This is a genomic window from Streptomyces sp. NPDC012827 (assembly GCF_042900905.1).
GTDB classification, from domain to species: Bacteria; Actinomycetota; Actinomycetes; order Streptomycetales; family Streptomycetaceae; genus Streptomyces; species Streptomyces gulbargensis.
Genome location: NZ_JBIBBY010000008.1, coordinates 336797 through 348096, shown reverse-complemented (window position 1 = coordinate 348096; position 11300 = coordinate 336797). Strand labels below are relative to the sequence as shown.

General features: G+C 71.0%; 7 protein-coding genes, 1 tRNA gene and 1 pseudogene. 5 read left to right on the top strand and 4 right to left on the bottom strand.

Annotated elements, in window-relative coordinates:
• The first annotated feature begins 116 nt into the window (after nucleotides 1-116).
• The 4 genes from ACFY60_RS20100 (at nucleotide 117) to ACFY60_RS20085 (ending at nucleotide 2629) form a co-directional block, all read left to right on the top strand.
• A complete protein-coding gene (locus tag ACFY60_RS20100; RefSeq protein WP_388612100.1) occupies nucleotides 117-719 on the top strand; it encodes a TetR/AcrR family transcriptional regulator in 603 nt (200 codons plus the stop codon).
• Between the two features lie 29 nt (nucleotides 720-748).
• Nucleotides 749-1126, top strand: coding sequence for a DUF488 domain-containing protein (locus ACFY60_RS20095; RefSeq protein ID WP_388612099.1), 378 nt, complete (start codon nucleotides 749-751; stop codon nucleotides 1124-1126).
• 165 nt (nucleotides 1127-1291) lie between these two features.
• Nucleotides 1292-2377 (top strand): MerR family transcriptional regulator, encoded by a 1086-nt coding sequence (locus ACFY60_RS20090; RefSeq protein WP_388612134.1) that lies wholly within the window; start codon nucleotides 1292-1294, stop codon nucleotides 2375-2377.
• Between the two features lie 39 nt (nucleotides 2378-2416).
• Nucleotides 2417-2629 (top strand): hypothetical protein, encoded by a 213-nt coding sequence (locus ACFY60_RS20085; RefSeq protein ID WP_388612098.1) that lies wholly within the window; start codon nucleotides 2417-2419, stop codon nucleotides 2627-2629.
• A 5-nt stretch (nucleotides 2630-2634) separates the two neighbouring features.
• Here ACFY60_RS20085 and ACFY60_RS20080 read toward each other — a convergent pair whose 3' ends face one another.
• Entirely contained in the window at nucleotides 2635-3171 is a 537-nt protein-coding gene (locus ACFY60_RS20080; RefSeq protein WP_388612097.1) for a DUF309 domain-containing protein, read from the bottom strand.
• A 128-nt stretch (nucleotides 3172-3299) separates the two neighbouring features.
• Between ACFY60_RS20080 and ACFY60_RS20075 the strand changes: the two genes are divergently transcribed.
• Nucleotides 3300-3373 (top strand) — tRNA-Pro (locus ACFY60_RS20075).
• Between the two features lie 246 nt (nucleotides 3374-3619).
• On the opposite strand, the pseudogene ACFY60_RS20070 reads toward ACFY60_RS20075, so the two are convergent.
• The 3 genes and pseudogenes from ACFY60_RS20070 to ACFY60_RS20060 all read right to left on the bottom strand — a co-directional run.
• A pseudogene (locus tag ACFY60_RS20070) lies at nucleotides 3620-3832 on the bottom strand (integrase); the annotation flags it as partial.
• Between the two features lie 548 nt (nucleotides 3833-4380).
• On the bottom strand, nucleotides 4381-4662 hold the full coding sequence (locus ACFY60_RS20065) for a hypothetical protein (RefSeq protein WP_388612096.1): 282 nt from the start codon (nucleotides 4660-4662) through the stop codon (nucleotides 4381-4383).
• A 116-nt stretch (nucleotides 4663-4778) separates the two neighbouring features.
• Complete coding sequence (locus tag ACFY60_RS20060) at nucleotides 4779-11024, bottom strand: RHS repeat-associated core domain-containing protein (RefSeq protein WP_388612095.1); 6246 nt, start codon at nucleotides 11022-11024, stop codon at nucleotides 4779-4781.
• Nucleotides 11025-11300: the final 276 nt, after the last annotated feature.

The following is an 11300-nucleotide window of genomic DNA, read 5'->3' as shown; positions in this document are numbered from 1 at the left end:
GCAACAAACGGAGGGAAGCGTAGATCCGATTTCATCGAGACGCAAGCGTCTCGATACGTTTGCGTCTCGATTCGGCCGGGCTTAGGCTTCAGGCAGAGCTGTCCCGGGAGGAATCGATGTCCACTCAGGCCGCGACCGCCGCAGCCCGTCGCAGCAAGATCACGCCCGAGCGCGAGGCGGAGCTGTACGACGCGGTGATCACCCTCCTGCGGGAGGGCGGCTACGACGCCGTGACCATGGAGGGCGTCGCCGCCCGCACCAAATGCGGCAAGGCCACCCTCTACCGGCAGTGGGGCACCAAGCCGCAGCTCGTGACCGCCGCCCTCGCCGAGCGGCGCTGCGCCGTCTTCGCCGGCATCGACACCGGGACCCTCGCCGGTGACCTGCGGGAGGCCGCCCGCCTCGCCGCCTCCCGCCGCGACCGCGACGCCGAACTCATGGAAGCCGTCGCCCAGGCCTACATCCAGCACCCCGACCTGCGCGCCGCACTCCGCGCCACCGTCATCGCACCCGAGGTCGCCGCCCTCGACGCGATGCTCGCCCGCGCCGTCGAGCGGGGCGAACTCGACGCCGACAACCCCGCGACCGGTTTCGTCGCCCCCTGCTTCCTCGGCATGCTGCGCGTCGAGCGCCTCTTCGAGGACCGTTTCACCGACGCCTCCGCCATGCGGACCTTCGTCGACGCCGTCCTCCTCCCGGCGCTGCGCGTCGCGGGGTGAGCCGCGCCGCGCTCCCGCACGCTGGAGCCATGGCAGCCCGTCACACCCCCGCCGTCCGCGTCCGCCGCGTCTACGACGCCCCCTCGCCCGACGACGGCGTCCGGGTCCTCGTCGACCGGCTCTGGCCGCGCGGCCTCGCCAAGGCCGACGCCCGCGTCGACGAATGGCCCAAGGCCCTCACCCCCTCCACCGAGCTCCGCCGCTGGTACCACGGTGCGGAGGGCACGTACGAGGAGTTCCGCCGCCGCTACGAGGCCGAACTGGCCGCCCCCGAAGCCGCCCAGGCCCTCGAACGCCTCCGCGAGCTCGCCTCCCGGAGCACCGTCACCCTCCTCACCGCCACCAAGGACCCCGACGGCAGCCACACCACCGTCCTCGCACAGGCCCTGACCGCGCACCGCCGCTGACCGGTCCCGGGACCCTCCCACCGCCCGCCGGCCCGGACCGGTTGACCTTCCCACCCGGGGAAGGTCCAGCATCGGCCGTGCCGGACGACGTGTCCGGCACAGGGAGGAGGCACGCCGGTGGAACGGTACGAGCAGGGTGCGGCGGAGCGAGGACGGCCGGCCCGGATGATGACGATCGGCGAGTTCTCCCGGGCGTCCCGGCTGTCGGCCAGGGCGCTGCGCCGCTACGACGAACTCGGCCTGCTCCGGCCCGCCCGCGTCGACCCGTACACGGCCTATCGCTACTACACCGAGGACCAGCTCGAACGGGCCCGGCTCGTCGGCTGGCTGCGCCGCCTCGGCATGCCGCGGGACCGCACCCGCGAGGTCTGCGACCGGTACGCCACCGACCCCGAAGCGGCGGCCCGCGCCATCCGCGCCCACTGGGCGCGCACGGAGGCCGAGACCGGCGCCCGGCGCAGCCTGGCCGCCTCCCTGACGGACCTTCTGGAAGGACCCCGCACCGTGACCACCCACCCGTACGCGCTCACCGCCGCCGCCCACACCGACCCCGGCCTGACCCGCCCCGCCCAGCAGGACGCCGCCGTCGCCGGGTCCCGGCTGCTCGCCGTCGCCGACGGCTACGGACCCGCCGGCGCGGAGGCCGCCCGCACGGCCGTCGAGGCCCTGGCGGGCCCCCTCCCCGAGCGCACCGGCGACCTCCTGAACGCACTGGAGGACGCGGTCGCAGCCGCCGGCGCGGACATCGCCGCCCACCGGGGGGACTCCGGCACCACCCTGACCGTCGCCGCCTGGACCGGCGCCCGGCTCGCCGTCGCCCACGTCGGCGACTCGCGCGCCTACCGGCTCCGTGACGGCGCGCTGCTGGCCCTCACCCGCGACCACACCGTCGTCCAGGACATGATCGACTCCGGCGAACTCACCCCCGCCGAAGCGGCCACCCACCCCGACCGCGCCCTGCTCCTGCGCGCCCTCGACGGCACCGGTCCCGCCACGCCGGACCTCACCGTCCACGAGGCGCGTCCCGGCGACCGCTACCTCCTGTGCACCGACGGCCTCTCCGCCGTCGTCCCCGCGGACGACATCCGCCGCGCCCTCGCCGCCCACGGCACCCCGGAGGAGACCGTCCACGAACTCACCGCCCTCGCCCACGCGCACGGCGGGCCGGACAACCTGGCGTGCGTCGTCGCGGACGTCACGCCCGTGTCACCCGGCGGGGAACCCCACCCGGCTCCCGGGCGTCTCTCCTGACACCAGGAGATCGATGGTGCACGAACCGAGCGAGGTGCCATGCACGCGAACGACCCGACGAAGCTCGAAACCACCCTGGCCGACGGCAGGCGCATCACGCTGACCCTGCCCCCGACGAACGCGCCCTGGGCCGCCGACGGCCTCGGCTCCCTCCGCCCGGTCCGCCCCACCCACACGGGCCGCCGGGAGAACCCCCCGGTCCTCCCGGAAGAACCCCCGCTCCCGCTCCAGGTCGCCCTCCTGGGCCTCTGACCCCGTCAGCCGGCCGCCCCGTCCCCCCGCTCGCCGAGCAGACGGGGCGCCTCGGCCGCGGCGTCCGGCACCGGAGCCCGCCCCGCGACGGTCGGGCGCTCCAGCCGCGCCGCGAGCTCCCGGGCCCAGCCCGCCAGCCCGGCGACATCGATCCCGTACGGCGCGGCGTCAGGCCACCCGGCCTCGATCCGGCCCGCGCCGCGCCGCAGCAGCCGCGCGCCGCCCGCCGCGTTCCCCCGGGCCCCGTGCGTGAGCCCCACCGCGAGCTGCGCCAGCCCCTGCCACAGCTCCCGTTCCTCCTCCGGGCCCGACTTCCAGGCGTCCTCGAACACCTCGTGCGCGTGGAACGGCATCCCCGCGTCCAGCAGCCGCTGCGCCTCCCGCACCGTCTCCGCCGGCCCCCGCACCACCCCCTCGGGCTGCCGCGGCACCCCCTCCACCCCGTACGGCAGAGGCCGCCCGAGCCCGTCCCGCGGCCGCGCGTTCCGCGCCCGCCCCTCCGCGTCCCGATCCCTGCCGTGCTCCCTCGGTGTCCCGTTCATCCCCCCATTCTCCCCACCACCCCCTCCACCACCACCGACGCGGTGACAGCCCGTGCGTCACCGCACCCCCGGAGTGAGGTAATGTTCTCTTGCACGCCGCGCCGGGGAAACCCGGCGAAGACGGGCACCGGGACGTGGCGCAGCTTGGTAGCGCACTTGACTGGGGGTCAAGGGGTCGCAGGTTCAAATCCTGTCGTCCCGACTCGAAAGAGTCGCAGGTCAGGGGCCGTTTCAGAGCAATCTGAGACGGCCCCTTGACCGTTTTCGGGGACCACTTGGGGACCGGCGCGGGCGGACGACGGCGACCGGGCTCGGCGGCGAACGTGGGGACGCGGAGCACGCTCAGGTGGGCGGTGAGGGCGGCGCCTGCGGCGGTGATCTGGCGGACGTCGGGGTGCAGGTATCGCTGCGTGGTGGTGAGCGATCCGTGGCCGGCAATCTTGCGGAGGACGTGCACGGGGACGCCGGCGTCGGCGAACCAGGTGAGTCCGGTGTCGCGGAGGTCGTGCCGGCGCAGGCGTTCGTGGCCGAGCTTGGTGACGACCTCGTCCCGGTGAGTGGCGTCGCGCAGAACGGCGGTGGAGATGCGACCGCCGCGAGGTCCGGTGAACAGGCGGGCATCGGGGCCGGCGGCCCCGGTGGTTGCCGTAGAACGCCGCACCGCTGAACCCGCCCGTGATCGAGCGTATCTCTCGTTCCTTCCGCCCGGTGCTGTGCACGGCGGTCGGCCGGGCCCCGTGCCGCTCCTGGCGGGACATGCGATGTCACGGGCCCGTGATCCTCACCCTGCCAAGACCGTCGAGGCCGCCCCATGGCGGCTCAGCCGGCGTTCGACGGTCGCGGGCTGGTCGGGTCGGTGCCGGGGGCGAGCGGTTGCCGGCCGAGGAGTTCGGCGAGGCCGCGGCGGGGTCCGCGATGTCGAGGGCCAGGACGTGCCAGGCACCGGGACGGAACGCCTCGGCGACGGTGCGTCCTTCCAGCTGGGGGTGCCCGGCGAGATGCAGGTCGCGTCGAGGACACCGTCCTCGGTCACGTCGCCGAGCACCACGGGGACGCCCAGGTCACGGGCGAGAGGGAGGCCACGGGCCTCGGGGTCCTGCTCGACGCGAGTGATCGAGCGGGTCACGCACGTTCCCTGACCGCCGGGCGTTCAGCAGTTTTCCTGGAGGAAGGGACGGACTCAGCAGCGACCGCGTGCTCTGTGGCTCCTCAAAGGCCGACGAAGGGCAGGAGGTGTGCGTCTTCGAGGAGGTCGGTCATCGAGAACAGCTGTGCTACAGCCTGCAAGGTCCCGTATTCCTCCGCGGTGATACGGACGCCGAAGAATCGGATGATGTGACACAAGTCGTCCAAGGCCAGTTCCGGCTCGGCATTCTCGATGGCCTCGGCCGTGGACCGCAAGGCCTCACGTGCTGGGTGAGTGGGTTCCAGCCGGGCTCGTACGGCCGCCACGACGGTGCCGAGGTCGGTGTTCGTGTCGTCTTCTCGCACTGCTCTTTTTCCTTCTGTCTGCCGTGGTTTCGAAAGGCCCCGCCCAGGGCCGTGCCCCCGGACCCGTGGTGGGGTCCGGGGGCACGGTGTGAGGGGCAGGGGTCAGCTGCTTCGTATCACTGGCTGGGGTTGATGAAGGCGGACATCACGCCGACTGGCTTTCCGTCGGGGGCCGCGAAGGTCCGGTAGTACACCGTGACGGTGTACTTGGTCTTCGTCCGGCTGCATATGCACTTCCTCTTCGAGTAAGTGTAGGTGATGTCCCACTTGCCAGCAGTGGCGGTGCCCCACTGCCAGGCCCACTTGCCGTTGTCCAGCGCCTTCTTGAGGTCATTCACCATGTTGTCGTTGTTCCGCCAGGAGCTGGGCTTGCCCCTGCCGACGTGCCGGTCCCTGATGTGCTCCAGACCGAACTTCGTGTAGTGCTTGCTGACGTTGGTCCGGCTTCCCTCGCGGATGGTCCGCCAGTGGCTCCAGCTGCCTCGGGACCACATCAGGATGCGCCACTTGTCGCACTTCTTGAAGGGGTTGCCCCAGGCTCCGCAGCGGCCGTCGAGGTCGACGGCGTTCACCGGGTCGGCGCAGCCGTAGTCGTAGGCGTTGCAGTTGCCGCCGAAGACCGGGTCCGACTGGAGGAAGCGGCCGGTGTTCGGGTCATAGAGGCGTACGCCCATGAGCGTGACGCCCGACGGAGTCTCACTGGAGCGCTGCTTGCCGCCCAGCCAGCCGTAGCGGGCGGAGGACTGCCCCGCGCGCGCTGCGCCGTTCTCGTCACTGTCGAGAGCGACCGGCGCCTTGCCCGCGTCCAGCGGCAGCTGGAGCATCACGTCGCCGTGGATGTTGGTCAGGTGCAGGACGGTGCCACCCGTCTTGGTGGTCGTGGCGCCCAGGCCACCGCCGGCAGCGGCGACATTGCGGGTCACCGTGCCCGCCGCGGTGTCCTCGGTCACCCACCGCGGGCTGTCCTCGTCGTTGGCGTAGTGGTTGACCTTCGATGCGGTCTGGGTCCAGGTGCCGCCGCTTTCGCTCTCCGTCTTCCACGAGCGGAAGCGCAGGTTGGCGTCGAGCTGCCAGGTCTGCCGCTTGCTGCCCGCGGTCTGCTGGTGGACGAGGTCGTTGGCGTAGTAGCCGATCGTCGTGCCCGGCAGGGAGGTGGTGCGTCCGAAGGCGTCGTAGACGTGGCTGCCACCGGCGATGCGGTCGGCGCTGTCGTAGCCGGTCGTCTTCGACGTGGCGCCGGTGCTGGTGCACGCGGTGCCCGGAGCAGCGATGGCCGTCGTGGCCGCGGTGCGGTTGGACCGCTTGTCCAGGGTGTAGGTGCGTCGGGTGCAGATCGAGTCGACGGTGTCGTCGACACCGGTGAGACGTCCTACCGCGTCGTAGCTGTAGTCCTGGTACGACCAGCCCGTCGCCGAGGTCACCCGGCCGTGCACGGACTCCAGGACGGTGCTGCCGGCCAGCACGGTGCCGTCACTGTCGCGCGTGTAGGCGCGGCTGACGACGGCTCCCGTCGGGTCCTTCTCCTGCCGCAGTGTGTAGCCGCCGGGAAGCTGCTCGGAGGTCACCGCACCGTCGGCGTCGTAGGCCGCGGTGAAGGCGCCCGCGATGGAGTCGGTGGACTTCGTCAGCATGCCGCGCGGCTCGATGGCCGTGTCGTAGCCGTAGACGGTGGTGGAAGGGACGTTGTCCGTCGTCTTCGTCGGTCGTCCGAGCAGGTCGTATTCCTTGGTGGTCACGCCACCGTCGGAATCCGTGTAGCTCACCTGTCGGCCCAGCTTGTCGTACTGCCGGGTGATGGTGCCGCCGGTCGGGGAGACGGTCCGCACGGTCTCTCCGTTGGCGGGGTCGTACTCCGTGGTCCTTGTGGGGACCGCTTGTCCGAGGCCTCCGGTGATCGTGACGGTGGCGGGTCGCCCGGCGCCGTCGAAGGTCTGCGTGGTGGTGCGGGTGACACCGCCCGCCGTCTCGGTGGTCTTGGCGGGGTTGCCCCACCAGTCGTATTCAAGGGTGGTGGTGGGCAACTGCGCGGGATTCGTTCCGCCGCCCGCCACCGGACCGGCCGAGGCGACCGAGCAGACCATGCCGTCCCATTCCGGGCGACCTGAGCATGCTCCGGTCCCGCCGGCGGACCAGTACGTGGTGACCTGGGTTCCGGCGTCCGTGCTGCCGGCTCCGGGGCTGGTCAGCCGGGAGACCCGGCCCTGCGCGTCGTACTCGGTGGTGGTGGTGATCGCCAGGCCCGCCGGATCCTGGATCACCTGGGTCGGGGACCCGGTGGTCCAGTCGTACCGCATGTCCGTGACGTCGGCGTCCGCCAGCAGGTCCGGGTACTCGCGTACCTGGGCGCCGACCGTGGTGCGGGTCAGCAGGTCCTGAGGCGCGAAGGGGTCGCCGGTGGGACGGCCCGTGTCGTACTCGTTCACCGTGCGGGCCCGGGCGACGACCGGGGCGCCGGCGGACAGGACGACGGTGCTGCCCGAGACCAGGTTGCGGGTGAGTTCCACCCGGCTGAGCGGGCCGAGCTGTTCGGTCTTGCGCTGGCCGGCGCTGTAGGTGGTGCGGGTGGACAGCAGGGAGGCGCGTTCCGCGGAGGGCAGCCCGGCGATGCCGAGTTCGGCCTGGGCCGCGCGGTCGTCAGCGGTCAGGCCCAGGGCCAGGGACCGGTTGCCCGCCGACAGGTCGCTGACGACATTGCCGAAGGTGTCGTACTCGGTGGCGGTGATGTGACCGCCGGGCGCCGCGGTGTTGGTCTGCCGTCCGGAGACATCCAGATAGTGGACCGTGCCCCGGGTGTAGGCGCCTGCGGCCAGGTCACCACCCGTGTGCGAGGCCGGTACGGAATCCGCAGGGAAGACGGCCGCCGCGTAGAGCGGTGCCCGCTGCTGGCCCCACTTGCGCACCTCGGAGGCGCTCATCTGGTACGGAGCACTGGTGCCGGAGAGCGGCACGTCATAGACGAGGGAGGTGGCTGCCACGCCCTCAGCGACGTCCGTCGTACCGGGCTTCAGACCCGGCCGCGAAGCCTTGAGGAGCATGCCGTCGCCGGACGCCGTGTCGTTGCCCGCGTGGCCGTAGGTGAAGGTCCAGGGGAACTCACCCGGCTCGGTGAAGCCGGTGACGCGGCCCGCGGCATCGTAGACGTACTCGGTCTTCAGCGACGGGGTGATCTGGGGGTCCCAGGCCTGGGTCAGCCTTCCGGCACCGTTGTACAGATAGGCCTGGACGGCCTTCGAGGTGGCTGCGGCAGCTCCCGGGGCGGTCGACCAGAGCCGGATCTCCTTGACCTGGCCGGCGATGTCGCCCGGAGCGGTGTCGGTCGCCGTGGTGGCCCCGGCGTAGACGTACTCCATCACCCGGCAGCCCTTGGTGGCCGGAGTGGCGGAGCAGGTGGCGGCGGAGACGGAGGAGGAGGCGATCAGCTGCTTGGGGCGCGCGAGCGTCTTGCCGCCGCTGACCACGGACTCGGAGACCAGGCTCGTCGTGGAGTCGGCCTGACCGATCTGGGAGGTACTCGTGAGCTGCCAGGTCGTCGCGGCCGGCGCGACCTTGGCGAACTTGGCCGTACCGCCCTCGCCGTCGGACAGCGAGAAGGTGCCGGTGACCGAGCCGGTGAGGGTCAGGTCCTCCAGACCCGGTTCGGAGACCCAACCGGTCCGCGCCGCGTTTGCCGTGAAGTGGAGGGTGCTGTTGTCCTGCAGGACCAGGTCCACGGCGGTGTCGGACACCTTGCGGATGTGGCTGTACTCCGTCTCCGTCTGCTGCGCGACGGTGCCCGCGACCCACTGGGGACCGAAGATGGCCGCCTGGCCCTCCTGCTTGCCACCCGCGTCGGGAGTCCGGGAGGACGCCGTGCGGTTGACGGACAGCCCGAAGCGCGCGGTGTCCTCCTCGACGATGGAGAAGTCACCGGTGAGAAGATTCGCCACTCCGGGACCGACCTGGTTGCTGGCCGCCCCCTCAGCGTTGCGGTCGACCACCAGGGCGACGGGCTCGCTGCTGCCCGAGGTGCTGCCGGTACCACTGAAGTCGGCCTTGATCTCGACCGCTCCATCGGGATTGACGGTGCTGGCCGCGTTCCAGGTCAGCGGCGCGTTGCGCCCGGCGACCAGAGGCACCGGCCAGCCGGCGATGGCGTCACCGTTGTCCGTGACGTCGGCTGCCGGGATCGGCACCCACGGGTCGGCCGCGGAGCGTCGCCAGGAGAAGGAGACCTGGCTGTACAGGGCCGCGGACCCCTCCGCGACGAGCTGCAGATGCCGGGCGGTGCGGTCACCGTCCCAAGGCTGGACCAAAGCTCCCGGACCGGCCTGGAAGTTGTACTGGGCGACGTCGGACTTGTTGTCGGCCTTGTCCACCGCGCGAACCAGCAGGGTGTGCGAGCCATTGCGTGGCGGAGTGACCGAGAGGGCCTTGGCGGCGGTGGAGCCACCCGTGGTGACCTTGGTCCAGGTGACGCCGTCGAGCGACCACTCGAGCCAGTTGTGGTCGGTGCCGCTCGGGGTGACGGTGAAGGTGCCGGGCTGCCCGGCCCCCTTGACCCACTGCCCCGTCGGGTAGTCGGTCGAGGTGATGCCGGCGGGCGCAGGGGGGGCGGTGGTGTCGACCGTAAAGGTCTTCCACTCCGACCAGCCCAGGTTGTAGTGCGAGCCGTCGTACGGGCTGCTGCGGAACTTGTACGTCTTTCCGTTGGCCAGCACCCCGGCCGGCACGGTCACCGGGGCAGCCTGCCCCGACGGTACGAATCCAGATCGCAGTACGGCACCGACCTGTGCATTCGTGACGGAGTCGAAGATCTGGTACGCGCCCTGGACCTTGTCACCGTTGGGGTCGACGAAGGTGTCCCGAAGGGTCGGCGTCACCGTGTTGACCACGTACGAGCCGGAGTACGAGAAGAAAGGCGGGCCCGCCTCCTGCTTCGTACCCGTGCGCGGCCGGTAGTTGTAGGTGACGACCAGCTTGGGCGGATTGGTGGCTGCGTTGGCGGAGTTGACCCGCTTCCACTGCCCCGTCAGAGTCTCGTCGGAGGCGCGCAGACCCATGTGGGACTTGGCGGCCTTGGCCGAGGCCCACTCCTGCACCATCGTCGTGACGTTCGCGTTGATCCAGCCGTCCGGCTGCGTGCTGCACGAGGCGTTGCCGCGCGTCTCCGAGGACGTGGCCTTCTCCGCGATCCACGCCGGCTGGTTGGGCGCGGCCCAGCGCGAGGAGGTCGTCGCGGCGCCGGTGGACCACACCTCCCAGGGCTGCGTGGGACAGGAGGTGCCGGTGTAGTTGCCGGAGTGGAAGTTCCACAGCGACAGCTTGGCGTCCGTCACCAGCGCGTCCGCGATCGGCGCGGTGTTCCAGGAGACGAACGAACGCGCCGTGCGGTAGGTGCCGTCGGCGTTCTTGGTACCCGGGTTGCCGAGGTCGAGCTCGACGTCCGTGGACCAGTCGACCGTGGTGCCCTGCTGGACGTACGTGTCGAAGACGTTCGACAGGGCCGAGGTCGACGGGTCGACCGTGACCGGGTACTTCGTGGCCGGATCGGCCAGGAACGTCGCGTCGGGCGTGAGGACCAGGTCCACGCCGCCCTTGGCCTTGACGACCTTCATGCCGACCCTGACCTGGCGGGCAGGCTTGCCGGACACGGGGTCGACGGTCGCGTCCCACATCACCGGGGCGGGCATGACCGCGGTCTTCTTCGACTTCTTGTCCGTGAAGAGCACACTGCCGTCGGCCTGCTCCTCCACCTTCAAGCCCTTGGCCCTGAGCGGCAGCGTGTAGGAGTAGCCCTCGGCCGGCCTCTCCTTGATGTCCACGAACTGCTCGAAGCCCGTACGCGTCGCCTCCACGATCACGTCGGCGCCGGGCACCGCATTCACATAGGTCGCGCGGGTCCCGTCGAGCTTCGGCGCGGGCAGACCGCCCCTCCACTGGAGGGTGATCTGCTCGTCTCCCTGGCCAAGCGTGACCAGGTCCGTGGCGGGAGCGGACTGCGCGGCACGCAGCGAGCGTGCGGGTACCCCGCTCTTGCCCGCGAGGGTCAGCCCCTCCGGGTGTGCCTTGGCAGCGACTGAACCGTCGGTCTGAGCGGCCAGCTCGACATCGACATCGCGCCAGTCACCCGCGACGGCGTCCCTGAAGCGGATCGGCCCGGCGGACAGCTCGGTGGTCAGCGAACCGTCCTTGTTGGCCCACGTCGTGGAGGTCTCGGACCGTTCCGACAGAGCCTCCACCCGACGCCCGGACAGTCGAGCCGCCACACGCGCCGACGCGACGTCGGCCGCCTGCGTCACCGCCTTCTGCTCCGGTTCGGCTGCGGGCGCCTGCTGTGGCTGAGCCATGACGGAACTTGTGCCGTCCAGCAGAGTGATGGCCATGGCCAAGGCGAGACCGCTCGCTGCGAAGCGGACTTTCCTCCCGGGTCCCGGTCTTCCGCGCCTACTTGGCACAGATATGTGAATCGTCATCGTTCCCCGGTCTCTTATGTTTTTCATGCACCTTCTGTGATGCACCTGTGAACGTACCGGAGAAGGAAAAGGCGTAGATGCCATGAACGCCGCAAATCGACGACGAGGGTTCCCGTTCGCGAAGTGATCTGCAACACTTTGTTGACCCGGTGTCACGTAAAGACGGAGAACCATAGCTGAGAAGGT